Annotated in this window: 26 protein-coding genes; 11 read left to right on the plus strand and 15 right to left on the minus strand. The window is 69.4% G+C overall.

The annotated features are described in order from the left end of the window. Window positions 1-3 precede the first annotated feature (3 nt). A complete protein-coding gene (locus FHX33_RS07425) occupies window positions 4-2,106 on the minus strand; it encodes a purine-cytosine permease family protein (protein ID WP_183428307.1) in 2,103 nt (700 codons plus the stop codon). Window positions 2,107-2,172: 66 nt separating this feature from the next. Between FHX33_RS07425 and FHX33_RS07430 the strand changes: the two genes are divergently transcribed. Both FHX33_RS07430 and FHX33_RS07435 read left to right on the plus strand, forming a co-directional pair. Next, window positions 2,173-2,982: a thymidylate synthase gene (locus tag FHX33_RS07430; RefSeq protein WP_021763175.1), complete on the plus strand. Its 810-nt coding sequence runs from the start codon at window positions 2,173-2,175 to the stop codon at window positions 2,980-2,982. 7 nt (window positions 2,983-2,989) lie between these two features. Further along, window positions 2,990-3,472, plus strand: a complete 483-nt coding sequence (locus FHX33_RS07435) for a dihydrofolate reductase (RefSeq protein WP_021763176.1) — start codon at window positions 2,990-2,992, stop codon at window positions 3,470-3,472. Here the strand turns inward: FHX33_RS07435 and FHX33_RS07440 are convergent. Continuing rightward, complete coding sequence (locus FHX33_RS07440) at window positions 3,465-4,109, minus strand: DUF1345 domain-containing protein (RefSeq protein ID WP_039922333.1); 645 nt, start codon at window positions 4,107-4,109, stop codon at window positions 3,465-3,467. The two genes, FHX33_RS07435 and FHX33_RS07440, sit on opposite strands and share 8 nt — an antisense overlap. Window positions 4,110-4,170: 61 nt before the next feature. On the opposite strand from FHX33_RS07440, the gene FHX33_RS07445 reads away from it, so the two are divergent. Together FHX33_RS07445 and FHX33_RS07450 are read left to right on the plus strand one after the other, a co-directional pair. Continuing rightward, entirely contained in the window at window positions 4,171-5,457 is a 1,287-nt protein-coding gene (locus FHX33_RS07445; protein ID WP_051336977.1) for an aspartate aminotransferase type Ic, read from the plus strand. Window positions 5,458-5,464: 7 nt separating this feature from the next. Continuing rightward, a complete protein-coding gene (locus FHX33_RS07450) occupies window positions 5,465-5,995 on the plus strand; it encodes a GNAT family N-acetyltransferase (RefSeq protein ID WP_021763179.1) in 531 nt (176 codons plus the stop codon). Between the two features lie 16 nt (window positions 5,996-6,011). Here the strand turns inward: FHX33_RS07450 and dhaM are convergent, their stop codons facing one another. Genes dhaM through trpD form a run of 4 tightly spaced genes read right to left on the minus strand, consistent with a single transcriptional unit; the run spans window position 6,012 to window position 9,487 of the window. Continuing rightward, on the minus strand, window positions 6,012-6,749 hold the full coding sequence (gene dhaM, locus FHX33_RS07455) for a dihydroxyacetone kinase phosphoryl donor subunit DhaM (RefSeq protein WP_183428308.1): 738 nt from the start codon (window positions 6,747-6,749) through the stop codon (window positions 6,012-6,014). Then, on the minus strand, window positions 6,746-7,378 hold the full coding sequence (gene dhaL, locus FHX33_RS07460) for a dihydroxyacetone kinase subunit DhaL (protein WP_183428309.1): 633 nt from the start codon (window positions 7,376-7,378) through the stop codon (window positions 6,746-6,748). Before dhaL ends, dhaM begins: the two co-directional genes overlap by 4 nt. Window positions 7,379-7,412: 34 nt before the next feature. Next, window positions 7,413-8,414, minus strand: coding sequence for a dihydroxyacetone kinase subunit DhaK (dhaK, locus tag FHX33_RS07465; RefSeq protein ID WP_021757629.1), 1,002 nt, complete (start codon window positions 8,412-8,414; stop codon window positions 7,413-7,415). Window positions 8,415-8,437: 23 nt separating this feature from the next. Beyond that, window positions 8,438-9,487 (minus strand): anthranilate phosphoribosyltransferase, encoded by a 1,050-nt coding sequence (gene trpD / locus FHX33_RS07470; RefSeq protein ID WP_021757628.1) that lies wholly within the window; start codon window positions 9,485-9,487, stop codon window positions 8,438-8,440. 141 nt (window positions 9,488-9,628) lie between these two features. Here trpD and ctaE point away from each other — a divergent pair, with 141 nt between their 5' ends. The 5 genes from ctaE to FHX33_RS07495 all read left to right on the plus strand — a co-directional run bounded on the left by ctaE (window position 9,629) and on the right by FHX33_RS07495 (window position 14,762). After that, entirely contained in the window at window positions 9,629-10,264 is a 636-nt protein-coding gene (gene ctaE / locus FHX33_RS07475) for an aa3-type cytochrome oxidase subunit III (RefSeq protein WP_039920954.1), read from the plus strand. A 26-nt stretch (window positions 10,265-10,290) separates the two neighbouring features. Beyond that, window positions 10,291-11,109 (plus strand): cytochrome bc1 complex diheme cytochrome c subunit, encoded by an 819-nt coding sequence (qcrC, locus tag FHX33_RS07480; protein WP_039920953.1) that lies wholly within the window; start codon window positions 10,291-10,293, stop codon window positions 11,107-11,109. A 38-nt stretch (window positions 11,110-11,147) separates the two neighbouring features. Then, complete coding sequence (gene qcrA, locus FHX33_RS07485; RefSeq protein WP_021757625.1) at window positions 11,148-12,221, plus strand: cytochrome bc1 complex Rieske iron-sulfur subunit; 1,074 nt, start codon at window positions 11,148-11,150, stop codon at window positions 12,219-12,221. Then, window positions 12,218-13,834: a cytochrome bc1 complex cytochrome b subunit gene (qcrB, locus tag FHX33_RS07490; RefSeq protein ID WP_021757624.1), complete on the plus strand. Its 1,617-nt coding sequence runs from the start codon at window positions 12,218-12,220 to the stop codon at window positions 13,832-13,834. The genes qcrA and qcrB overlap by 4 nt, the downstream gene beginning before the upstream one ends. An 88-nt stretch (window positions 13,835-13,922) precedes the next feature. Continuing rightward, window positions 13,923-14,762: a methyltransferase domain-containing protein gene (locus FHX33_RS07495; RefSeq protein WP_021757623.1), complete on the plus strand. Its 840-nt coding sequence runs from the start codon at window positions 13,923-13,925 to the stop codon at window positions 14,760-14,762. Here FHX33_RS07495 and FHX33_RS07500 read toward each other — a convergent pair. From FHX33_RS07500 to FHX33_RS07530, 7 genes are all read right to left on the minus strand, one after another. Then, the gene (locus FHX33_RS07500; RefSeq protein ID WP_021757622.1) at window positions 14,731-15,372 is read right to left on the minus strand and encodes an HAD family hydrolase; all 642 of its coding nucleotides are present in this window, start codon (window positions 15,370-15,372) and stop codon (window positions 14,731-14,733) included. The genes FHX33_RS07495 and FHX33_RS07500 overlap by 32 nt on opposite strands. Before the next feature lie 52 nt (window positions 15,373-15,424). Further along, window positions 15,425-16,825, minus strand: coding sequence for a DUF1254 domain-containing protein (locus FHX33_RS07505; protein ID WP_021757621.1), 1,401 nt, complete (start codon window positions 16,823-16,825; stop codon window positions 15,425-15,427). Window positions 16,826-16,983: 158 nt separating this feature from the next. Then, window positions 16,984-17,406, minus strand: coding sequence for a cytochrome c oxidase subunit 4 (locus tag FHX33_RS07510; RefSeq protein ID WP_021757620.1), 423 nt, complete (start codon window positions 17,404-17,406; stop codon window positions 16,984-16,986). A gap of 3 nt (window positions 17,407-17,409) precedes the next feature. Next, the gene (gene ctaD, locus FHX33_RS07515) at window positions 17,410-19,158 is read right to left on the minus strand and encodes an aa3-type cytochrome oxidase subunit I (RefSeq protein WP_039920952.1); all 1,749 of its coding nucleotides are present in this window, start codon (window positions 19,156-19,158) and stop codon (window positions 17,410-17,412) included. A 9-nt stretch (window positions 19,159-19,167) separates the two neighbouring features. Then, entirely contained in the window at window positions 19,168-20,055 is an 888-nt protein-coding gene (gene ctaC / locus FHX33_RS07520; RefSeq protein ID WP_021757618.1) for an aa3-type cytochrome oxidase subunit II, read from the minus strand. A gap of 145 nt (window positions 20,056-20,200) precedes the next feature. Continuing rightward, entirely contained in the window at window positions 20,201-20,557 is a 357-nt protein-coding gene (gene erpA, locus FHX33_RS07525) for an iron-sulfur cluster insertion protein ErpA (protein ID WP_021757617.1), read from the minus strand. Window positions 20,558-20,653: 96 nt separating this feature from the next. Further along, the gene (locus tag FHX33_RS07530) at window positions 20,654-22,090 is read right to left on the minus strand and encodes a dipeptidase (protein ID WP_021757616.1); all 1,437 of its coding nucleotides are present in this window, start codon (window positions 22,088-22,090) and stop codon (window positions 20,654-20,656) included. A 40-nt stretch (window positions 22,091-22,130) separates the two neighbouring features. Here FHX33_RS07530 and FHX33_RS07535 point away from each other — a divergent pair, with 40 nt between their 5' ends. Both FHX33_RS07535 and FHX33_RS07540 read left to right on the plus strand, forming a co-directional pair. Continuing rightward, on the plus strand, window positions 22,131-22,727 hold the full coding sequence (locus tag FHX33_RS07535; RefSeq protein ID WP_021757615.1) for a DUF3043 domain-containing protein: 597 nt from the start codon (window positions 22,131-22,133) through the stop codon (window positions 22,725-22,727). A 1-nt stretch (window position 22,728) separates the two neighbouring features. Further along, window positions 22,729-23,691 (plus strand): RNase H family protein, encoded by a 963-nt coding sequence (locus tag FHX33_RS07540; protein ID WP_183428310.1) that lies wholly within the window; start codon window positions 22,729-22,731, stop codon window positions 23,689-23,691. Here FHX33_RS07540 and FHX33_RS07545 read toward each other — a convergent pair. Both FHX33_RS07545 and nrdR read right to left on the minus strand, forming a co-directional pair. Continuing rightward, entirely contained in the window at window positions 23,659-24,702 is a 1,044-nt protein-coding gene (locus FHX33_RS07545) for a quinone-dependent dihydroorotate dehydrogenase (protein WP_021762599.1), read from the minus strand. The genes FHX33_RS07540 and FHX33_RS07545 overlap by 33 nt on opposite strands. Before the next feature lie 25 nt (window positions 24,703-24,727). Next, window positions 24,728-25,201, minus strand: coding sequence for a transcriptional regulator NrdR (gene nrdR, locus FHX33_RS07550; protein ID WP_021762598.1), 474 nt, complete (start codon window positions 25,199-25,201; stop codon window positions 24,728-24,730). Window positions 25,202-25,222: the final 21 nt, after the last annotated feature.

The raw sequence follows: 25,222 nt of genomic DNA on the forward strand, positions 1-25,222 counted from the left end.
GGATCAGGCCGCGCCCTGCTCCTGGCGTCGCACCGCGCGGGAGCCCGCGACGAGCGGCGTGAGCAGCCCGAGCGCCAGAGCGACGATCACGCCGATGTTGCTGGCGCCGATGCCCGCCTGCGGGTCGATCCCGAGGAGCCGGAACAGGTACCCCTCCCAGGCCAGCCACGGCAGGTCGGAGCTCACGAGACCGAGCCCGATGACCGACGCGGCGACCAGCATCCCGAGGTTCAGCCAGCGCCAGTCCGGGTAGACGCCGCCGGAGACCAGCAGCGACGGCTGATGGAAGCGGCGCACCCGCAGCATCGTCTCCGCGCCGAAGAGACCGGTCCACGCCGCGACCGGGACCGAGAGCGCGGTCGGCACCCCTCGCACCACGCTGTCGAGATCCGTCACGGTCAATGCCAGCACGATCCCGGCGAGCGCGATCGGGCCGCCCGCGGCGACGGTGCTCCAGCGCCGGCCGAGCCGGACCCCGAGCGCGTCGAGCGTGAACCCGGCGGAGTACATGGTGAGCACGAGGGCCGAGATGAGGCTGAGCCCGACCGCGAGGAGCAGCGGCACCGGATACCAGCCCGGCAGTCCGAGACGGACGAAGCCGGCCACGGGATCGCTCGCGAGCTGCTCGGCGAGTCCCGGGTGCGACGCGGCGAGGAGTCCGCCGTACGACACCAGGACGAACGGCGGGACGGCCGCGCCGAAGGTCGCCCAGAGCATCGCCGCTCCGCCGGATGAGCCCGGCCGCTGGTAGCGGGCGACCTCCGCGCTGCTCATCGCCCAGGCGAGCCCGAGGTAGCTGAACACGAGCACGGCTCCGGTCACCACGTGCGTCCAGAGCGCGTCCGGCACGGCGAGCGCGCGGGCCAGGTCGACGTGCCGCCAGGTCGCCGCGACCAGGACGGCGATGAGCAGGGCGGACGCGACCGTCAGCACGAGCTGCACCCGGGCGACGAGCGAGTAGCCGTAGAAGGCGATGACACCGGCGACCAGGATCGCCACGATCAGGGCGACCGCGGTGGGGGTGGCGCGCCCCTGCGCCCAGCCACCGGACACGGCGAGCGACCCCGCGGCCGACCCGGCGAGCCAGAGCAGCACCGCACCCCAGAACAGCTTCGTGATGAGGGCGAGCACCGTGGGGATCACGTTGCCGCGCACCCCGAACGTCGCACGGGAGACCACCATCGTCGGCTGGCCGCTCCACTTGCCCGCGAGTGTGCCGAGCCCGAGCGGGAGGAACGACAGCGCCACACCCACCAGCGTCGCCACGAGCAGCTGCCGCAGGCTGAGGCCGAGCGTGAACAGCGTCGCGCCGACCCCGAGCGAGATGAGAGACGACGTGCCCGCGAACCAGAGCCAGAACATCCGCGCCGCCCGGCCGACCCGCCGGTCGATCGGGGTCGGCTCGAGGTCCGCCTCCTCCGGTTCGAACAGCGGGGCGGCGACCGGCTCGGCGCCGAGCAGCACGGTCTCGTCGACGGCGACGCGCGGCGACGACCGCGGGGTGGGAGCCGTCCCGTGCACATCGTCCGCATCATCGTGGAGGTCCGTGTCGATGTGGTCGCGCGGAGCGCTGATCGGCCCGAGGTCGTGCGTGACGACGGGACCGGTCCCCGGGAGCGGGGGAAGCACCGGGGCGATCGCGATCACGGGGACGAGGGGAGGCTCGGGCTCGGCCGGGGACGCACGGGGCGCGGTCGGCGGCTCCTCCGTGATGAGCGGCACGGGCTGCGAGTCCCGCGGTGCGAGCTCGGGCACGACGTACGACAGCGGCTCCGCGCGGGTGGGGGCAGGGGCGACGGGGAGAGGTTCGGGGGCGGGCGGCTGCGGCTCGGGAGGCTGCGGTGCGGCCGCTCCCACCCAGGCGCTGAACGTCGGCTGCGGCCCCTCCACCTGCCGTCGCACCGGCAGGTCCTCGAAGCTGATCGCCTGGGTCGGAGGCCCGACCCACTCCTCGTCCTCCGGCTGCGATTCCGGCTCGGGCGACGGCTCCGGCTCCGGCGTCACCGAGACCACGGGGATGGCCATGGTGATGCGCGCCACCTCCTCCTCGAGGGCGGTGGCGAGCTCGTCGTCGCTGTGTCGCTCGCCGCCGGGGCCGGTCTCCATGTCGAAAGACTACGACTCGCGCCCCGCGGGAGTCAGGGGTGACCGAACGGAAGTACCATCGACTCGATGAGCGAGACGATCCCGACCCCGTACGAAGACCTGCTGCGCGACGTCCTCGCGAACGGCAGCCGCAAGTCGGACCGCACCGGGACGGGCACGCGCAGCGTGTTCGGCCGGCAGCTGCGCTTCGACCTCGCCGAGGGCTTCCCCCTCATCACGACCAAGCGCGTGCACTTCAAGTCGATCGCGTACGAACTGCTCTGGTTCCTCCGTGGCGAGAGCAACGTCGGCTGGCTGCGCGACAACGGCGTGACGATCTGGGACGAGTGGGCCGACGAGCGCGGCGAGCTCGGACCGGTCTACGGCGTGCAGTGGCGCTCCTGGCCCGCGCCGGACGGCACGCACATCGACCAGATCCAGCAGGTCGTCGACACGCTCCGCACCGACCCGGACTCCCGCCGCATCATCGTCTCGGCCTGGAACGTCGCCGACATCCCGAGCATGGCTCTCGCGCCGTGCCACGCCTTCTTCCAGTTCTACGTCGCCGACGGCAGGCTCTCCTGCCAGCTCTACCAGCGCAGCGCGGACATGTTCCTCGGCGTCCCTTTCAACATCGCGAGCTACGCGCTGCTGACCCTGATGGTCGCCCAGCAGGTCGGCCTCGAGCCGGGCGAGTTCGTCTGGACCGGCGGCGACTGCCACATCTACGACAATCACGTCGAGCAGGTGGAGGAGCAGCTCTCGCGCGATCCGTATCCCGCGCCCGCCCTGCGCTTCGATCGCACCCCCGAGAGCATCTTCGACTACCGCTTCGAGGACTTCGTCGTCGAGGGCTACCAGCACCACCCGGCCATCCGCGCCGCCGTGGCCGTCTGACCCCGGCATGGCACTCGCACTCATCTGGGCGGAGGCCCACGACCGGGTGATCGGCGCCGACGGCGGCATCCCGTGGCACCTCTCCGAGGACATGCGCCACTTCCGCGAACTCACTGCGGGATCGCCGGTCGTCATGGGACGGCGCACGTGGGACTCGCTGCCGGAGCGATTCCGTCCGCTCCCCGGGCGCACGAACATCGTGGTGACCCGGCAGCCGGCCTGGTCGGCGCCCGGCGCGGAGACCGCCCACGGCATCGAGGATGCCCTTGCCCTCGCCACCGGTGCCGAGACGGTCTGGGTGATGGGCGGCGCGCAGCTCTACACCGCGGCGCTCCCGCTCGCCGACCGGGTCGAGGTCACCGAGGTCGACCTCGCTGTGCCCGGCGACACCCGCGCACCCGAGCTGGGCGAGGGATGGACGGCGGAGCCGGGCGACTGGCTGGAGTCGGCCTCCGGCCTGCGCTACCGGTTCGTCCGCTACCTCAGGTGAGTCCGGCGACGAGATTCACCGTCGTCGCGAGGATGACCGAACCGAACAGATAGGACAGCAGCGTGTGCCGGAGGATCGCCATCCGGATGTACGAGCTGCTGATGTTCGTGTCGGAGACCTGGAACGTCATGCCGAGCGTGAACGCCAGGTAGGCGAAGTCGCTGTACCGGGGCGGCTCCTTCTGGTTGAAGTCGATCCCGCCGTCCTTGCGGTAGTACATGCGGGCGTAGCGCAGCGTGTAGACGGTGTGGACGAGCGCCCAGGAGAGCCCGACGCTGAGCACGGCGAGGAGCGCCACGAGCAGCTGCGGTGCCCCCTTCAACTGCCGGGCGTCCACGACGATGTAGACCACCGCCACGACGGAGGCGACCGAGGCCGCGAGCAGGATCCAATCGCTGACGCGTCGCCCCGGATCCTCCAGGGTCGCGTGGCTGCGCGTCTGCTCGCCGTCGAGCCGCCAGACCTTCGCCCAGACCCACACGATGTAGACGATGCACGCGCCCGCCCAGCCCGCGATCACGGCGTAATGCCACGCGTCGAGCAGGCCGACGACGAGGCCGGTCACCACGCCCACGCCGAGGGCCACGAACATCCTCGGGCGCGACAGGGCGCGTCCCTTCTGCACTTCGTCGGTCACACTCAGGATGTTCGCACACGCTGTCGCCGCGTCGCCCCGCCCGCGCCGCTACGATCGGAACGTGACTCCTGCGACTCCTCTCACCGACCTGGACACCGAGGCGCTGCGCGCCGCGCACGCCGAGTTCTCGCGTGCGTACGACGAGCTGAAGGCCTCCGGCCTCGCCCTCGATCTCACGCGCGGCAAGCCCTCGGCCGAGCAGCTGGATCTCTCGAACGACCTGCTGCACCTCCCCGACGGCGAGTACCGGGATGCCGCGGGCACCGACCTGCGCAACTACGGCGGCCCGAACGGCCTCCCCGAGCTCCGCTCGATCTTCTCCGACGCCCTCCGCGTCCCCGTGCCCCAGCTGCTCGCGCTCGGCAACGCCAGCCTGACGATCATGCACGACGTCATCGTGCAGGCCCTGCTGTACGGCGTGCCCGGCGGCGAGCTCCCCTGGGCGGGGCAGTCGATCAGCTTCCTCGCCCCGGTCCCGGGGTACGACCGGCACTTCACGATCTGCGAGCGCTTCGGCATCCGCCTCATCCCCGTGCCGATGAACGACGACGGCCCCGACATCGAGACCGTCGCGTCCCTCCTCGCCACCGACGACAGCATCAAGGGCATGTGGTGCGTCCCGGTGTACTCCAACCCCACCGGCGCCGTGTACAGCGAAGAGGTCGTGCGTGCCCTCGTGTCGCTGCCGGCCGCTCCCGACTTCCGCCTGATCTGGGACAACGCCTACGCGGTGCATCACCTCACCGACAAGCGGCCGGAGCCGATCGACGTGCTCGCCCTCGCGGCCGAGGCGGGCAACCCCGATCGCCCGCTGGTCTTCGCCTCCACGTCGAAGGTCACGTTCCCCGGCGCGGGCGTCGCCTTCGTCGGCGGGTCCGAGGCGAACATCGCCTGGCTGCAGCGCAACCTCGGCGCCCAGAGCATCGGCCCGGACAAGATCAACCAGTTGCGCCACGCGACGTTCCTGGGCGACGCCGACGGCCTCGCCGCGCACATGGAGAAGCACCGCGCGATCATCGCCCCGAAGTTCGACGTCGTCGAGGAGACGTTCCGCACCCGGCTCGCGCCGTGGGGCGGCGGCACCTGGAGCGCTCCGAAGGGCGGCTACTTCGTCAGCCTCGACGTGCTCGACGGCACCGCCGCGCGCGCCGTGCAGCTGGCGAAGGAGGCCGGGATCGGCGTCACGCCCGCCGGGGCGACGTTCCCGTACGGCGAGGACCCGCGAGACGCCAACATCCGCATCGCTCCGACGTTCCCGCCGATCGACGAGCTGCGGACCGCGCTCGACGGGCTGTGCACCGCGATCCTCCTCGCCGAGGCCGAAGCACTCCTGGCCGAGCGCGGCTGACCGCGCCGTGACCGCTGCGAGCGCGTCCGGCGGCGAACGGGCGGACTGGACGGTCCGCCCGAGCGTCGAGGACGACTGGCCGGCGTATCGCGCACTCCGGCTCGAAATGCTGGAGGACGCCCCGCTGGCGTTCCTGGAGACCCTCGACACCGCGCGCAGGCACCCCGAGGAGCACTGGCGGCGGCGCACCGCCGGCACGTCGACGTCCACCCGCTTGTTCGCGGCGGTCGCTCCGGACGGCCGCTGGCTGGGGAGCATGGGCGGCCACCAGGCGCCGGGGACCCGCGACCCGTACCTCGTGGGCGTCTACGTCACCCCGCGATACCGCGGACGGGAGGCCGGGGTGACCGACGCGCTCCTCGACGCAGTGATCGACTGGGCTCAGGGACGCGGGGAGCGGTTGCTCCTCGATGTGCACGAGCACAACCCGGCGGCCATCCGGTACTACGAGCGGCGCGGGTTCGTCTTCACCGGTCGCACCCAGCCGTATCCGCTCGACCGCACGACGCTGGAGCGGGAGATGTCGCTCCCGCTCTAGCGTCGTGCAGCCGCGCTCAGACCTCGCCGAACCCGGTTTCGACCAGCGCCACCAGGGCGTCGACCGCCTCCGAGCCCGCCGGATCCGCGGTGGAGATCCGGGCGGTCGATCCGGCCGTCAGCCCGAGCGACATCACCCCGAGCAGGCTCTTCGCGTCCTTCCCGTTGACCGTGACCTTCACCGGGAAGGTGTTGGCCAGCTTGACGAAGTCGGCGGCGGGCCGTGCGTGCAACCCCTGCGGGTTGCGCACGAGCACCTCGCGTTCGTAGGGACCGCCCTCGCCGGAGGACTCTGCCGGAGCGGCAGCAGGGACGGCGGCAGGAGCCGCATCCCCCTGCGCCGCGTCCCCCTGCTCCCCCACCGGCCACGCCGTGCGGGCGCTCTCGGCCGCCTCGGCGACCGCGGCCAGGTCGGCCCCGGTCTCCGCGGCGACGGAGGCCGCGATCCCGCCCTCGACGTACGGCACGTCGACCACGCGCACGCGGGCGCGCTCGTCGTCGGACAGCATGTCGAGGACGGTCTCGGCGGTGAGCAGAGCGGAGCCGAGGTCACTGATGACCACGACCCCCGCTCCGGAGTCCGCTTCGCCCACCCCCGCCATCACCTTGGCGAAACTGGTCCCGATCCCGTCGTCGTCCGTCCCGCCGGCCGCGATCAGGCGCACCGAGGGCGCCATCTGCCCGGCGAGGGCGACGGCGCCCTGCGCGAGGAGGACGCTGTGGGAGACGAAGACGATGCCGACCCGCTCCGTCATCCCGCCGCCTCCGCCGCCGCGCGCAACAGCAGCGCCGTCGACTGCGAACCGGGATCGCGGTGCCCGGCGGAACGCTCACCGAGGTAGCTCGCGCGTCCCTTGCGGGCGACGAGCGGCTCGGTGGCGATCGCGCCCTGCTCGGCCGCGTCGGCCGCAGCCGACAGGATCTCGGCCGGAGAGGCGCCGGACGCCTCGGCCGCGGCCGCCGCGTCGACCGCAGGGGTCCACGCGTCGACCATGGTCTTGTCGCCCGGCTCCGCCTTGCCACGGGACACGATCCCGTCGCGGGCCGCCGTCAGCAGCGCCACCAGGGTGGCCCCGTCGATCTCCGTCCGATCGCCCACGGGCTCGGCCGCCTTGAGGAACGCGGTCCCGTACAGCGGACCCGACGCACCTCCCACGGTCGAGATGAGGGTCATCGCGACCGACCGCAGCGCGGCGTTCGGGGTCGCGTCGGCGGGGAGCTTGCCCAGGGCGTCCACGGACGCGCGGAGGCCGCGGTCCATGTTCTCGCCGTGGTCGCCGTCGCCGATCTCCCTGTCGAGGGTGTTCAGCTCCTGCTTGTGCTCCCCGATGGCCGCGGCCCCGGCCGTCAGCCAGGCCGAGACCCAGTTCGTGTCCAGCGCCATCTGCGCCTCCTCCTCGTGTCGTGTCGTCGTGTGGCTAGAGTCCCCAGCGGAGCGCGGCCGTGTGCACGGGCGCGTCCCAGAGGGAGGTGAGCTCGTCGTCCAGCTTCAGCACCGAGATCGACGCGCCCTGCATCTCCAGGGAGGTGACGTAGCTGCCGACCAGCGACCGGGACAGGGTGATCCCCTTCTCGTCGAGGATCTCAGCCGCGCGGCGGAACAGGATGTACAGCTCCGACAGCGGCGTGCCGCCCATCCCGTTGACGAACAGGAGCACCTGGTCGCCCGACGAGAACGGCAGGTCGGTGAGGATCGCGTCCATCATCCGGTCCACGAGGCGGTCGGCCGGCTCGATCTTGATCCGCTCGCGGCCGGGCTCGCCGTGGATGCCGACGCCGAACTCGATCTCGTCCTCCGGGAGCACGAAGCCGGGCTCGCCGGCGTGGGGCACCGTCCCGTCGGTCAGCGCCAGTCCGATCGACCGCACGTTCGCGTTGACGCGCTCGGCGATCGCGGTGACGCCGTCGAGGTCGTCGCCGCGATCGGCCGCCGCACCCGCGATCTTCTCGACCAGCACGGTGCCTGCGACGCCGCGCCGCCCGGCGGTGTAGAGGGAGTCCAGCACCGCGACGTCGTCGTTGGTGACCACGGCGCGCACCTGGATGCCCTCGGCGCCCACCAGATCGGCCGCCGTCTCGAAGTTCAAGACGTCGCCGGTGTAGTTCTTGACGATGTGCAGCACCCCGGCTCCGCCGTCCGCGGCCTTGGTGGCCTCGACGATGGGCATCGGGGTCGGCGAGGTGAAGACCTCGCCGGGCACGGCCGCGTCGAGCATCCCCTTTCCGACGAAACCGGCGTGGAGGGGCTCGTGGCCGCTGCCGCCGCCGCTGATCAGGCCGACCTTGCCCCGCACGGGGCCGTCGGCCCGCGAGACGAAACGAGGATCGTCCGACACCGTCACGATGTCGGCGTGAGCTCGGCCGAACCCCGCGAGGGACTCCGCCACGACGTCGGGTACGTCGTTGATGAGCTTCTTCATCGAAACCCTTCCTTCCACTGCTGTCAGTGCGTCGCCGCCACCCATTCGTCGAGCTTCGCGGCCGCAGCCCCGGAGTCGATGGCCTGAGCAGCGACCGCCATTTGCGAACGGAACCGATCCAGGATGGAGTCCTGGACCCTCGACGGGTCGGACGCGAGCTCGTAGGACACGAGCCCGGCCGCCGCGTTGAGCAACACGATGTCGCGCACGGGGCCCTCTTCGCCCGCGAGCACGGCACGCACGACAGCCGCGTTGTACGCGGCGTCCTTCCCGAGCAGGTCCTCGATCTTCGCGCGGGGGATGCCCAGATCGCGCGGATCGATGTCGTGCTCGGTGACGAGGCCCCGCGAGACCTCCCAGACGTGGCTGTGACCGGTGGTCGACAGCTCGTCCAGTCCGTCGTCGCCGCGGAAGACCAGCGCGGTCGCGCCGCGGGTCTGGAACACGCCGACGATGAGCGGGATGCGGTCGAGCGTCGCCACGCCCACCGCCGACGCCTCGGGACGCGCCGGGTTGCACAGCGGGCCGAGGTAGTTGAAGACGGTCGGCACGCCGAGCTGCGACCGCACGGGACCGGCGTTGGCGAAGCCGGGGTGGAAGGCGCTGGCGAAGGCGAACGTGATGCCCGTCTTGTTCAAGACCTCTGCGACACGCTCGGCCGGCAGCGCGAGGTCGATGCCGAGGGCGGCGAGGACGTCGGACGAACCGGACGAGGAGCTGGCCGCCTTGTTGCCGTGCTTGATCACCGGCACGCCGGCGGCCGCAGCGACGATGGAGGCCGTCGTGGAGACGTTCACGGTGCCGAACCGGTCGCCGCCGGTGCCCACGATGTCCAGCGCCATGGGGTCGACGGGCAGCGGGACGGCGTGGTCGAGGATCGCGTCGCGGAAGCCCACGATCTCGTCGACGGTCTCGCCCTTGACCCGCAGGGCGATGAGGAATCCGGCGAGCTGGGCGTCCGTCGACTGCCCCGTCATCACCTGGTCCATCGCCCACGCGGCGTCCGCCACGCTGAGGTCCTCCCCGGCGAGCAGGGAGGTGAGCACGGACGACCAGGACTGTGATTCCGTCATGAAACGATCCTATTGCGAGGCGGCGGACCACGGGGAGCCACCCCTTTCGGACCCCGACTAAGGGTGGCCTAACCACTCTGGGGGCGAATTCAGACCCTCCAGGTGAGAAAACCACGGCTTCTTTTCAGCCATAATGGGTACGTGACGAGCACCTCAATTTCCCCTGCACCGAGTGCGCCGGCGATCAACCGGCCCAACGTCGTGGCCGTCGGCACCATCGTCTGGCTCGGCTCGGAGGTGATGTTCTTCGCGGGACTGTTCGCGATCTACTTCACCCTCAAGTCGACCTCCCCGGACCTCTGGGCAGCCGAGACGGCGCACCTGAACATCCCGTACGCGGCGACGAACACGACCATCCTCGTGCTCAGCTCCGTCACGTGCCAGTTCGGGGTGTTCGCAGCAGAGCGGCTGCAGGCGCACCGCACGGGGAGCCTGTTCCAGTTCTGGAAGTGGGGCCTCGTCGAGTGGTTCCTGCTCTCCTACGTGCTGGGCGCGATCTTCGTCTCGGGTCAGATCCTCGAGTACGCCACGCTCGTCACCGAGGGGATCTCCATCCACTCGAACGCCTACGGCTCGGCGTTCTACCTCACCACCGGCTTCCACGGACTCCACGTGACCGGCGGCCTCATCGCCTTCCTCCTCGTCATCGGCCGCGCGTTCGCGGTCAAGCACTTCGGCCACAAGGAGGCGACGAGCGCCATCGTCGTCTCGTACTACTGGCACTTCGTCGACGTCGTGTGGATCGGACTGTTCGCGGTCATCTACATCATCCGTTAGTAGAAATCAGGAGCTGACCTCACCCCATGCGTCCGAACACTCGCAGCAAGGCGAAGCCCGTCCGTAAGACCGGTCGCCGCCACCCCTTGGCCACCGTCGCGCTCCTCGCGATCGGGCTGGGCCTCACCGGCGGCGCCTACGCTGCTTTCACCACCACGACCGCCTCGGCCGAGACGACCCCCGCGGTCGCCTCCCAGGCCACGGTCGACGAGGGCCAGAAGCTCTTCCAGGCCAACTGCGCCACCTGCCACGGCATGTCGGCACAGGGCACCGACGAGGCGCCGAGCCTCATCGGCGTCGGCTCCGCCGCCGTCGACTTCCAGGTCGGCACCGGCCGCATGCCCATGCAGATGCAGGGCCCGCAGGCGCAGGAGAAGCCGGTCCAGTTCACCGACGAGCAGGTGTCGGCCCTGGCCGACTACGTGGCGTCGCTGGCCCCCGGCCCCTCGATCCCCGAGCAGAAGTACCTCGACGGCAAGGGCGACGCCGCCAACGGCGCCGAGCTCTTCCGCATCAACTGCGCGATGTGCCACAACGTGGCCGGCGCCGGTGGCGCGCTCACCGAGGGCAAGTACGCCCCGCCGCTGACGGGTGTGAGCGCCAAGCACATCTACGAGGCCATGGTCACGGGCCCGCAGAACATGCCGGTGTTCAACGACCTGAACATCGACCCGCAGGGCAAGGCCGACATCATCACGTACCTCATGTACATCCAGGAGCACCCGTCCCCGGGCGGCTTCGAGCTCGGCTCGCTCGGCCCGGTGGCCGAGGGCCTGTTCCTCTGGATCTTCGGTCTCGGCGCAGTCGTCGCACTGACCGTCTGGATCACGGCGAAGTCCAACTAGCCGGTACTGAGCGTAGAGAAAGCGTAAGAAGGAGAACCATGGCACAGGACGAGAACGGCGGTCACGAGCTGACGCCAGCCAGTTCGTCACATGTCGACGTGCACCGCGCAGGCGACGCCGGGACGGCCATCGTCGTCCGCGACGCGCCCGAGAACCCCGGCTTCCCGCCGCACCGGCCGCGCGTCACCGACCTCGACCCCAAGAAGGAACGGCGCGCCGAGCGCACCGTCTACACGCTGTTCTACCTGTCGATCGCCGGCAGCGTCTGGGCGGTCGCCGCGTACATGGCGTTCCCGATCCACGACAGCGACCCGGGCTCGGTCCGCCTGAACAACCTGTTCATCGGCGTCGGCATCACGCTCGCCCTCCTCGCCATCGGCATCGGAGCCGTCCACTGGGGCAAGGCGCTCATGCACGAGAAGGAGGGCGTCGACCTCCGCCACCCCGTGCACGGCAGCGAGGCCACCACCGAGCGGGCCGTGGAGATCTTCCGCCAGGCCGACGAGGAGTCCGGCTTCAACCGCCGCACGCTCGTCCGGAACAGCCTCATCGGCGCTCTCATCGCCTTCCCGCTCCCCGCGGTCGTCCTGTTCCGCGGTCTCGCGCCGCAGGACCTCGACCCGGTCGAGGAGCTCTCCCAGACGATGTGGGCCAAGGGCGTCCGCCTCACCCGCGACCCGTCCGGCACGCCGATCAAGGCCGCCGACGTGACCCTGGGCAGCGCGTTCCACGTCATCCCGGAGGGCCTCAACGAGGCCGAGGACATGCTCGAGCAGAAGGCCAAGGCCGCCGTGCTCCTCATGCGCCTCAAGCCGGAGGACCTGCACGTCTCGAAGGGTCGCGAGACCTGGAACTACGACGGCATCGTCGCCTACTCCAAGATCTGCACGCACGTCGGGTGCCCGGTGGCACTCTACGAGCAGCAGACCCACCACCTGCTCTGCCCGTGCCACCAGTCGCAGTTCGACATCACGCACGAGGCCGAGGTCATCTTCGGACCGGCCAAGCGCCCGCTGCCGCAGCTTCCGATCACCGTTGACGCCGATGGCTACCTGGTCGCCCGTAGCGACTTCCACGAGCCCGTCGGCCCGAGCTTCTGGGAGCGCCATTGAGTACCACGACCGCCGCACCCGCGGCACCTGCCCCGGTCAAAAAGGGCGGCTTCACGGCAGCGGCCGCGAACTACATCGAGGACCGCACCAGCATCTCGGGCGCCGTCAAGGAGTTCGGCCGCAAGATCTTCCCCGACCACTGGTCGTTCCTGCTCGGTGAGGTGGCGCTCTACAGCTTCATCGTCATCCTGCTCTCCGGCACCTTCCTGACGTTCTTCTTCCAGGCGTCGATGGCAGAGGTCGTCTACCACGGCTCGTACGTGCCCCTGAAGGGCATCCACATGTCCGCGGCGATGGAGTCCACGCTCAACATCTCGTTCGAGGTGCGCGGCGGTCTGCTGGTCCGTCAGATCCACCACTGGGCGGCGCTGCTGTTCGTGGCGGCCATCGGCCTCCACATGCTCCGCATCTTCTTCACCGGCGCGTTCCGCAAGCCGCGTGAGCTGAACTGGGTCATCGGATTCGTCCTCTTCATCCTCGCGATGGCCGAGGGCTTCACGGGCTACTCCCTGCCGGACGACCTGCTCTCGGGCAACGGCCTCCGCATCATCGACGGCCTGATCAAGGGCCTGCCGGTGGTCGGCACCTGGATCTCGTTCCTGCTGTTCGGCGGAGAGTTCCCGGGAACCGCGATCGTCGGCCGTCTCTACACGTTGCACATCCTGCTGTTGCCGGCGATGGTCCTCGCGTTCATCGCGCTGCACCTGATGTTCGTGGTCATCCACAAGCACACGCAGTACGCGGCTCCGGGTCGCACGCAGGGCAACGTGGTCGGCTACCCGGTCCTCCCGGTGTACGCGGCGAAGGCCGGCGGCTTCTTCTTCATCGTGTTCGGTGTGATCGCGGCCATGGCCTCGTTCTTCACCATCAACCCGATCTGGAACTACGGACCGTACGACCCCTCACCGGTCTCGGCGGGTACCCAGCCGGACTGGTACATCGGCTTCGCGGACGGCGCCCTGCGTCTCGTCCCGCCGGGCTGGGAGTTCGTCTGGCTGGACCGCACCTGGTCGTTCAACATCATCATCCCGGTCGCGATCCTCGGTCTCTTCATCGTCACCGTGCTGATCTACCCCTTCATCGAGGCGTGGATCACCGGCGACAAGCGCGAGCACCACATCCTCGACCGGCCGCGCAACGCCGCGACCCGCACCGCCGTCGGCGCTGCCGGCGTCACGTTCTACGCCGTGTTCTGGGCCGCTGCGAGCTCGGACCTCATCGCGACGCACTTCAAGCTGACGATGGAGGGCGTGATCCACTCACTCCAGGCGCTCCTGTTCCTGGGCCCGCTCATCGCCTACGTCCTCACGAAGCGCGTCTGCATCGCCCTGCAGAAGAAGGATCGCTCCATCGCCCTGCACGGCTATGAGACCGGCCGTATCGTGAAGCTCCCGGGTGGCGAGTTCATCGAGGTGCACGAGCAGCTCAGCGACTACGAGCGCTGGCGTCTGGTGAGCTTCGAGGCCTACGAGCCCCTGATGATCCGCCCGAACAAGCAGGGCAAGATCACCATGGGCAACCGGATGCGCGCGAGCCTCTCGCGCTGGTTCTTCGAGGACCGCATCGTGCCGCCGACCAAGGGCGAGCTCGAGTCGGGCCACGACCACCACTGATCCGAGCCTCCCGTAAAGCGCCGGCGCGTCTCACGCGCCGGCGCTTTCGCGTATCCACCCCCTTGACCGTCAGTCCGCGGAGGATGGCATGACCGATCTCGAACGTCTCTCCTCGTGGCTGCGTTGCCCGGTGTGCAGCGCCGACCTCTCCCCCGTCGATCGGCTGGTGCTCGGCTGCCCGTCGGGACATCGCCACGACGTCAACAAGCGCGGCTACATCAGCCTGCTCGGCGGATCCAAGCACGTCGGTGACAATGCGGCCATGCTCGACGCGCGTGACGCCGTGCTCGAGGGCGGACTCTACGCACCGATCGCGGCCGCTGTGGCCGCCGCGGTCCCTGCCGACGCCTCCCGCGTCCTGGACGCCGGTGCCGGCACCGGACACTACCTCCGTGCGGTCCTCACGGCGCACCCGGACGCCGTCGGTCTCGCGATGGACCTCTCCCCCGCCGCCGTGGGCCGGGCGTCCCGCTCCTCCGACCGCCTCGACGGCCTGGTCGCCGACACGTGGCGCCCCCTCCCGATCCGCGACGCCGTGTGCGACGTGGTGCTCGACATCTTCGCGCCACGCAACCTGCCCGAGTTCGCTCGCGTGCTGCGCCCCGGCGGTTCACTCGTCGTCGTGGTGCCCCGTGGCGAGCACCTCCGCTCGCTGCGTGCCGCGACCTCGATGCTCGACGTCCCCGCTGACAAGGCGGACGACGTTATCGCCGCCGCAGAGCCCCTGTACGCCCTCCTGACGCGCGAACACGTCTCGGAGCCCCTCCCGGTCGATGACGCCATCCGGAACGCTCTGATCGGCATGGGGCCGTCAGCGCGTCACGTCGCCGACAGGACCGGCGCAGGTGCCGATCCTCTCCCCACGGAGACACGCCTCGACGTCGACGTCCTGCACTTCAGCGTCCGGGACGGCGGTGGCTCGCTCTGATCGACTCGGAGCCGTGCAGGGCCACGTCCACGCCGGCCTGCCTGAGGTGTCCACGAAGGTCGTCGACGCCCGCAAAGAGGTGCGTTCGTATCGAGAGGCTGTCAGCGCCGACGAGCTTCGACGCGGAGTCGTCGGTGAAGAACACGTCCTCGGCCTCGACGACCAGGGCGTCGAGGACATGACGGAAGGCGCGGATGTCGGGCTTCACGAACCCGATCTCAGCCGAGTTGAAGAACGCATCGAAGCGGTTTCCGATACCCATCGCGTCGATCTCAGCGCGGATGGTGTCGGTGCCGTTGGTGAGCACGGCCGTCCTCAGCCCGAGGCCGCGAAGTTCGTCGGAGAGCTCCAGAACAGTCTCGTCGACGACGGTCGGTTGCCGGCCCCACTCCGCTACCGCCGCCGCACTGCCAACCGTGTCGCCGACCTGGCACAGCCACTCGGCTCGGCTGATTCGACCCGTGGTGACGTCGTCGATCAGCGGCTTCGCGAAAGCGATGCTCTCGAGCGTCCCCGCTGCGAGCCCATGCCGTTCTTCGATGTCAACGGCGTGGGCGGGATCGAAGTGCCGAATGACGCCGTCCAGGTCGAAGAGCACTACGCGGATCATCCACCGATCCTCCCCCAGCTGCCCGCGCCAGCAAAATGCTCGGCCGCCCCGACTATCCGGCCGAGACGGTGCGGATGAAGTCCGGGAGCCGCCACGATCCGTCGAACGCTGCCGGTTCCGGACCGTAGATGCGGAAGTAGACGAACCAGCCGACGCCGGGCTTGGTCTTGATCCACCGGCTCGCGTCGCCTGGGTCGGTCGGTGGTTCGGGTGAGAAGTGAAGCCGCACCGAGTCTCCGGCGAGGTCCTGGAGCTCGTACATGGAGCGGAGGGCCGCGGCGTTCTGGTCGGTGAGGATCTCGCTGCGGGTCTCGGCGTCGTAGACGGTGATCGACCAGAACAGCGTCGCCGGCACCGGCAGGGGCACATCGAGGACGTACGCGTTCTCGCCGTACAGGTACTCGCCATCAGCGTCGCGCAGTCCGAGCCAGTACAGCGACCCGGCCCCGGGTGCGCGGGCGAACATCGCAGGCGACTCCACCTGGGCCTGGTAGAACCACTTCTCGCGGGCGTAGAGGTCGGTGTAGTCCGGTGCGTCGAACGTCCCGTTGTCCGACTGCAGGACGGCCCACTCCCACTGGGTGCCCGGCCAGACCTGCCTTTCGGGGCTGCGGTCGGCGAACGACTGGGCGAGCAGATGGGCATGGCCGATGACGGCGGCCTTCTCGAGGATGCCCGTCAGCCGGCTGTCCGGCTGGAAGGGAAGGCCGCGCGCGATGCCGAGCTGCGCCAACTCTCCGTATTCGTAGCGGTAGGCGGGGTTCGGTGGTTCCTCGTTCAGAGTCTCGTGTAGCACCCGCCAGTAGTCGAGTCCGGTCTCCCAGCGCACCGGGGTGAAATCGGCGCCGTCCAGCAGGGAGAGATCGACCCAGGTGGTCTCCGGCCAATCGACACGCGGCTCCAGCGGATACACCTTCACCGACTGCATCAGCCGGTCCGCGGCCTCCATGTCACCGCCGATCGGCATCGCCCGGATGAGCCCGAGAACCCGGTTGGTCGTCGACCGCGCCGAGTACATCCCGTCGGGGACCTCGCCGTCCCACCCGGGTGGGAGGACCACGTGCTTGCCTCCCGCCGCCCTCGCGGGGCCCGGGAGACCGTAGTCCATGATCCACAGCTGGTTGAGATCGTTGAACGTCCCCATGATCGGTCCGGGCGGCACCTCGAGGACGATCGGGCCGTCCGAGAGATCGAGCGCGACCGCACCGTACGGGGTGTCCGAGTTCGGCGTGAAGACGAACTGCTTCGGCGTGCCCTTCAAGGCGGGAAACACTTCGTTGGGGACCACCCCGCCGTCCCGGTTGCCCCGCCACGTCGCTTCGAACGAGACGGTCGGATAGAAGAACCGATACGCGTGCAGCGCCCGCACCAGGTCGGCCTCATCGAACGCGAGAGCCGCGGCCTCCGCCGTCGGAAACCCGCCCCGGATCACGTACGCGGACTCGTCGAACATGCCTGATCCCCTCGCCGGGACCGCCACACCACCGTGGTGGTCGCTGGCGACAAGCTATCGCGCGAGACACGCCCCGCCTAGCACCGGCCGCACAACGCGACAGGGCCGCCTCCCGGAGGAGGCGGCCCTGTCGACACGTGTCGCTGGTCGGGTGAGACTCAGCGGGCGAAGTACCCGCGGTAGTACTCGAACACCCAGCCGACGATGCAGATGAGGCTGAACGCCACACCGATGAAGCAGATCCAGAAACCCACGGCCAGGCCGAGGATGACCAGAGCGGCACCGGTCGCGAGGGCGATCGGCCACCAGCTCCACGGGCTGAAGTGCCCGAGTTCCGGGTCGCCGTCGTCGATGTTCGCGTCGAGGCGGTCCTCCGGCAGTTCGCCGCCCTGCGAGGCGTGCGTACGGCCGATGTAGAACGCGATGAACGCGGCCAGGATGGCGCTCAGGACGAGCGCGACCGTTCCGACCCACTCCACCTTCTGGTGCATCGGGTCGAGCAGGCTCCACACGGTGTAGACCACCGCGGAGAGGATGAAGAAGGCCGAGAGGATCCAGAAGAGGATGGCATTGGCTCTCATGGGTTACTTCACCTCGTTGTTCGCGACGTCGAGCACGGGGGCATCCGGGGCGTCCTTCGCGCCTCCGACACCGATCGGGATGCCGGCCTCGGGGTGGTTCAGGTCAAACGCGGGCGACTCCGAACGGATGCGCGGGATCGACGTGAAGTTGTGGCGCGGCGGCGGGCAGCTGGTCGCCCACTCGAGCGAGCGGCTGTAGCCCCAGGGGTCGTTGACCGTGACCTTCGGCGCGTTGCGCGCCGTCAGGTACACGTTCACGAAGAACGGGATCATCGAGATCGCCAGGATGCCGGCACCGATCGACGAGAGCTGGTTCATCCAGGTGAAGCCGTCGCTCGGGAGGTACGTCGCGTAGCGTCGCGGCATGCCCACGACACCGAGCCAGTGCTGCACGAGGAAGGTCGTGTGGAAGCCGATGAACAGCAGCCAGAAGTGCCACTTGCCCAGACGGTCGTTGAGCATCTTGCCCGTCCACTTCGGCCACCAGAAGTAGAAGCCGGCGAACATCGCGAAGACGACGGTTCCGAAGACGACGTAGTGGAAGTGCGCCACGACGAAGTACGTGTCGGAGACGTGGAAGTCCAGCGGCGGGGACGCGAGGATGACGCCGGTCAGACCACCGAAGGTGAAGGTGATCAGGAAGCCGATCGACCACAGCATCGGCGACTCGAACGTCAGCGAGCCGCGCCACATGGTGCCGACCCAGTTGAAGATCTTCACGCCCGTCGGCACTGCGATGAGCATCGTCATCAGCGAGAACCACGGCAGCAGGACCGAGCCGGTCACGTACATGTGGTGCGCCCACACGGTGACGGAGAGGGCCGCGATCGCGATCGTCGCGTAGATGAGGGTCTTGTACCCGAAGATCGGCTTGCGGCTGAACACCGGGAAGATCTCCGACACGATGCCGAAGAACGGCAGCGCGATGATGTACACCTCGGGGTGGCCGAAGAACCAGAAGAGGTGCTGCCAGAGCAGGGCTCCGCCGTTCGCGGCATCGTAGATGTGGGCGTCGAACACACGGTCGGCCGCCAGGGCGAACATCGCGGCGGCGAGCACCGGGAAGGCCATCAGGACGAGGATGGACGTCACCAGGGTGTTCCAGGTGAAGATCGGCATGCGGAACATGGTCATGCCCGGGGCGCGCATCGTGATGATGGTGGTGATGAAGTTCACCGCACCGAGGATCGTTCCGAAGCCCGAGAGGCCGAGTCCGAGGACCCAGAGATTACCGCCGATTCCTGGCGAGAACGTCGTGCTCGAGAGTGGCGCGTACGCGAACCAGCCGAAGGAGGCCGCACCCTGCGGGGTGAGGAAGCCGGCGACCGCGATGAGCGATCCGAACGAGTAGAACCAGTAGGCCAGCGCGTTCAGACGCGGGAACGCCACGTCGGGGGCGCCGATCTGCAGCGGCATGAGCACGTTGGCGAAGCCCGCGAAGAGCGGCGTCGCGAACATGAGCAGCATGATCGTGCCGTGCATCGTGAAGAGCTGGTTGTACTGCTCCTTGGTGGCCACCACCTGCAGGCCCGGCTCGAAGAGCTGGGCTCGGATGATGAGCGCCATCACGCCGCCGATGAGGAAGTACACGAAGGACGAGATGAGGTACATGTACCCGATCGTCTTGTGGTCCGTCGACGTGATGTAGTTCACGAGGATGTTGCCCTTGCGCTCGATGCCGTTGGCATTGAGGATCATGGGCTTCGGCGCGGGAGCGGTGGTCGCCCCAGGCGCCGGTGCTGTCGTCGTCATCGGTGTGTCCTACTCGTTGCCCTTGGGAGCGCCCGTTCCGGGCAGGTTCTGGTTGCGGTCGTACTCGGAACCGAGCTGACCCTCGTAGCCCTGGTCGCGCAGGCTCTGGATGTGCGAGTCGTACACGTCCTGGGGGACGATCTTCACGTTGAAGAGCATCGCGGAGTGGTACTCGCCGCAGAGCTCCGCGCACTTGCCGACGAACGTGCCGGTGCGGCCCGTCGTCTCGAAGTACATGTAGTTGGTCTTGCCGGGGATGACGTCCTTCTTGTAGAGCATCGCCGGCACCCAGAAGGAGTGGATCACGTCGCGCGAGTCGAGCTGGATCGTGATCTTCTTGTTCTCCGGGAGGTACAGGGTCGGGATCGACCCCTCCTGCACGGAGCCCGGGGTGGCGCTGGCGTCATCCGGCTGCACCTGGATGCCCGGGTCGTAGACGTTGTCGTCGACGTAGTTGAAGTCCCACGCCCACTGCTTGGCGTAGACCTGGATGGTGAGGTCCGGGTGGGCGTACGGCTTCTCGATCGCGTTCTGGTCGCGGGCGGTGAAGGCGAAGAAACCGAGCACCAGGATCAGCGGCACGATCGTGTAGAAGATCTCGATCGGCATGTTGTACCGGAGCTGGACCGGCAGACCGGTCTGACCCTTGCGGCGGCGGTAGACGATGACCGCCCAGACGATGAGACCCCAGACGATGACGCCGACGATCAGGAGCACGATCCAACTCGTCACCCACAGACCGCTGATGCGCTCCGTGTGGTTGGTGACGGGCTGCTCGCCCTCGACGAATCCCGGGAGGAATCCGTTCAGCTGTGCTTGCGTGCAACCCGCGAGAACGACGACGAGCGTCGCTGCGATCGGGATGGCAGCCCATCGGAGACGGCGATTGTGACGCACCGGTGACCTTTCGAGTGACTTCTGGGACAGTTCACATCCAAATGTATGTGGCTCTCCCTACCCTACTCCGCCGGACACCCTGATTCGAACACAATGGGCCGCCCACAAGGGGCGGCCCACGGTGTTTTTCTGTGCTATGCGAGGCTCAGTGGAACGAGTCTCCGCAGGCGCAGGAACCCGTCGCGTTGGGGTTGTCGATGGTGAAACCCTGCTTCTGGATGGTGTCCTCGAAGTCGATCGCGGCGCCGTCCAGGTACGGGACGCTCATCTTGTCGACGATGACCTCGACGCCGTCGAAGTCGACCGTCGCGTCTCCGTCGAGCATCCGCTCGTCGAAGTACAGCTGGTAGATGAGACCCGAGCAGCCGCCGGGCTGGACGGCGACGCGCAGACGCAGGTCGTCACGGCCCTCCTGCTCGAGCAGGCTCTTGACCTTGCCTGCTGCGGCCTCGGTCAGGCCGACGCCATGGGCCTTCGGCGCGGTCAGGGTTGTGTCGGTCATGGAACTCCTCACACGGAAAAAAGGACTTCGGGATACGAAATCTGCGTCGATTGTACGTCGGAAACCCGGGAGGCTGTCCAGACGTTCAGACGGCGCTCAGGCCTCGCGGCGGTCCAGTCGTGCGAGCAGGAGCGCCTCCGAGAGGATCGCGCGCTTGAAGACACCGAGGTGCAGGGACTCGTTCGGGCTGTGGGCGCGCGAGTCCGGGTCCTCCACACCGGTGACGAGGATCTGCGCGTCCGGGAACTCCCGGACCAGGTCGGCGATGAACGGGATGGACCCGCCGATGCCGGTCTCGGCCGCCTCGTTGCCCCAGGCATCGGTCATCGCCCGCTTCGCCTCCGTCGCGGCCCAGCCCGCCGTGTCGACGAGGAAGGCCTCACCGGTGTCGACGTCGCTGATGTCGACGTGGGCGCCGAACGGCGCGTGGGCGCGCAGGTGCCGCTCGATCGCCGCGTAGGCTTCCGCCGCCGGCTGTCCCGGCGCGACGCGGGCGCTGAGGCGTACCGCGGCGCTCGGGAGGAGCGTGTTGGAGGCGTTCGCGACCGTCGGCGCGTCGATGCCGGTGATGGTGATGGTCGGCTTGGACCACATGCGCGACAGGATGGGTCCGCTGCCGATGGGCGTGACACCCGGCAGCAGGGCGGCCTCCTCGCGGAACTGCTCCTCGCTCAGGTGCGGCGGCTCGGCCGCGTCGTCGTAGGAGAGGAAGCCGTCGACCGCGACCTCGCCGCGGTCGTCGTGCAGGGTCGCGAGCAGCTTGACCAGCGCGAGCATCGCATCCGGAGCCGCGCCGCCGTACATGCCGGAGTGCGAGGCGTGTTCGAGGGTCGACACGGTCAGGCGGAAGGTCACGTTGCCCCGGAGCGAGACGGTGAGCGCGGGCGTGTCGATGTCGACGTTGTCCGAGTCGGCGACGACGATCACGTCGGCGGCGAGGGCGGCGCGGTTCTCGTGGAGGAAGTTCGCGAAGGAGCGGGAGCCGAACTCCTCCTCCCCCTCGATGAACACCGCGAGGCCGAGGTCGAAGTCGGGCCCGAGGGCCTCCACGAGCGCGCGGACGCTGGCCACGTGCGCCATTACGCCGGCCTTGTCGTCCGCGGCTCCGCGCCCGTAGATCCGGTCGCCGCGCACGGTCGGCTCGAACGGCGGGGTGTTCCAGTCGTCGTCCGATCCGGGCGGCTGCACGTCGTGGTGGGCGTAGAGCAGGACGGTCGGGCGGCCGTTGCGGGCCGCACGCGTCGCAAGCACCGCGGGCTGGCCGAGCTGCTCTCCGTCGATGGGCGCCTGCGTGACCTCGACGCTCTCGAAGACGCCGGTGTCGCGCAGCAGTCCGGCCACCGCGTCGGCACTCGCGCGCACGTGCGCGGGGTCGAAGGCGGACCACGAGACGGAGGGGATGCGGACGAGGCGCGAGAGGTCCGCGATGGTCGACGGAAGGCCGCCCTCGACCGCCGCGCGGACGCGTCCCTCCGCCGCCGGATCGTCGGCGGGCTGCGAATACTGGCCGGAAGACGGCTGGGAGTCAGTCATGCGGGTAATCTTAAGTGACCCCACAACCGAAGGCTGAGCGTTGGCGAAACGAGACCACCCGGCGACCGAGGCGGAGACGCCGATCGCCGAGACACCCGAACAGACGGCAGAGCGCCTGAACCAGGGCAAGGGCGCACCGACGCCCTCCCGCCGCGAGCAGGAGGCCGCCCGCAAGCGCCCCCTGGTCCCCGGCGACCGCAAAGAGGCGGCCCGCAACGCGCGCTCCAAGCAGGCGGAGGCCCGTGAGAAGGCCCGCGTCGGCATGGCGAACGGCGACGAGCGCTACCTCACGCAGCGCGACCGGGGCCCGCAGCGCCGCTACGTGCGCGACTACGTCGACGCCCGCTTCAGCATCGGCGAGTTCCTCATCCCGGTGATGCTCGTCATCATCGTCCTGAGCTTCCTGCCGTGGCAGTTCCTGCAGGTGTGGGCGCTCTTCGCCCTCTGGGCCTTCTTCCTGATCTCGGTCCTCGACTGCATCGTCCTCGGCTTCCTCGTGCGCAAGCGCATCGCGGCGAAGTACGGCGCCGACAAGGTCGAGCGGGGTCTGCGCTGGTACGCGGCCATGCGCGCGCTGCAGCTGCGCGTCATGCGTCTGCCCAAGCCGCAGGTCAAGCGCGGCCAGTACCCCGCCTGACGTGACGATCGTCGCAGCAGCCGACGGCTCCGCCCTCGGCAATCCCGGTCCGGCCGGCTGGGCCTGGTACGTCGACGACGACCGTTGGTCGGCGGGCGGATGGCCGCACGGCACCAACAACCAGGGTGAGCTCATGGCCGTCATCGACCTGCTCGAGTCGACGGCTCATCTCGACGACGACCTTCACATCCTGTGCGACAGCCAGTACGTGATCAACGCCGTCACGAAGTGGATGGCGGGCTGGAAGCGCAAGGGCTGGCGCAAGGCCGACGGTGCGCCCGTGCTCAACCGCGAGTTGCTGGAGCGGCTCGACCGTGCCTTGCAAGGCCGGCGGTACGCCTTCGAGTGGGTGAAGGGCCACGCCGGCCACGACCTCAACGAGGCGGCCGACGTGCGTGCCCGCGCCGTGGCCACCGCGTATCAGAAGGGCGACCCGATCCCGATCGGGCCGGGCTGGCCGAACGCGCCGCGTCGGGCCGAGCAGCCGATCGAGGAGGCCGCGCCCCCGGCACCCCGTGCTGCGGCGCCCACCCCCGCTGCTGAATCGGCGCCGGCAGCGCCGCCCGCTGCGGCCGTCGAGGATGCACTCGAGCTCGACATCTTCGGCGATCTCGCCGTTGCAGAGACCGATGAGGAGGTCGTCGCCCGGCTCGAGCGCGAACTGCTCGACCCGGCCGTCCGCTCCGACTCGTCCCGTGTCGCCGGCCTGCTGCACCCCGACTTCGCCGAGATCGGCCGCTCCGGTCGGCTGTGGGGACGGGACGACACGCTCCAGGCTCTCGCGAGCGAGGAATCCGAGGTCGTGGAGTTGGAGGTGCTGGCGACCGACGTCGTCGCGGACGGCGTCATCCTGCTCACCGCCCGGACGACCGACGTGCGCGGTGGAACCCTGCGCAGCTCACTGTGGCAGCGCAGCGGCGACCGCTGGCGCCTACGCTTCCACCAGGGCACGCCGGAGGCGTAGCAGCCCGCGGTTGATCTGCCGCGCCCACAGCGGGCCGCGGTAGAGGAACGCGGTGTAGCCCTGCACCAGGGTCGCGCCGGCGTCGAGGCGCTCCTGCACGTCCTCGGCGGTCTCGACGCCGCCGACCGAGATCACACAGAGCTCCGGTGGAACGGTCGCGCGGATCAGCTTCAGCACCTCGAGCGAGCGCGCCGCGAGCGGCGCCCCGGACAGGCCACCCGCACCGGCAGCCTGCACGCGCGCGGGGTCGGTACGGAGTCCCTCGCGGGAGATCGTGGTGTTCGTGGCGATGATCCCGGCGAGGCCGAGGCGCACCACCAGCTCCGCGATCCGCTGCACCTGCTCGTCCGTGAGGTCGGGCGCGATCTTCACGAGCAGCGGCTTCTCCCCCGCGACCTCCTTGACGGCAGTGAGCAGTGGCGCCAGGAGGTCGAGCTCCTGCAGACCGCGCAGGCCGGGGGTGTTCGGCGAGCTCACGTTGACGACCAGATAGTCCGCCACGGGCGCGAGCGCCCGCGCACTGGTCAGGTAGTCGGCAGTGGCGTCCTCGACCGCGACGACGCGGCTCTTTCCGATGTTCACGCCGAGCACCGGCCGGCGACGCGATCGGAGGACGCGCAGGAGGCGGTCGGCGGCGACGCCCGCGCCGCGGTTGTTGAAGCCCATGCGGTTGATCACCGCGCGGTCCGGGATGAGGCGGAACAGCCGCGGCTTGTCGTTGCCCGGCTGCGGGATGGCGGTGATGGTCCCGACCTCCACGTGGCCGAAGCCGAGCGCGCCGAGGCCGAGCACCCCCTCACCGTCCTTGTCGAAGCCGGCGGCGACGCCGAACGGCGACTCGAACCGGAGCCCGAGGGCATCGACGGCGAGGGAGGGGTCCGCGGCGGTGAACCGGCGCGCGAGGCCGCTGAGCCCGAGCGCGGGCAGCGCACGGATGACGACGAACGCGAGGTGGTGGGCCCGCTCGGGGTCGAGCTTGGCGAGGACGAGTCTGAAGAGTGTGGGATACATGCCGGTACGAGAATACCGGTCGACGTCAGGCCTGCACGTCGGCGGGGACGACGTGGTGGGCGACCCGCAGCTGCTGGATGGCCTCCTCGAAGTCGTCGAGGGAGTCGAACGCCTGGTAGACGCTGGCGAACCGCAGGTACGCGACCTCGTCCAGCTCTCGCAGCTCGGGCAGGATCGCCAGCCCGACCTCGTTCGCCTCGATCTGCGAGGCGCCGGTCGAACGGATGGTCTCCTCCACCTTCTGCGCCAGCACGGCGAGGTCGGAATCGGTCACCGGCCGCCCCTGGCAGGCCTTGCGCACGCCGAGCATGATCTTCTCGCGGCTGAACGGCTCGGCCACGCCGCTGCGCTTGATCACGCTGAGGCTGGCCGTCTCGGTGGTCGAGAAGCGGCGGCCGCACTCGGGGCACTGCCGGCGCCGGCGGATCGAGAGACCGTCGTCACTGGTCCGGGAGTCGATGACACGGGAGTCCGGGTGGCGGCAGAAGGGGCAGAACATACCCCGATTCTACCGGTCTCC

The sequence above is a fragment of the Leifsonia aquatica genome (genome assembly GCF_014190775.1).
Taxonomy (GTDB): Bacteria; Actinomycetota; Actinomycetes; order Actinomycetales; family Microbacteriaceae; genus Leifsonia; species Leifsonia aquatica.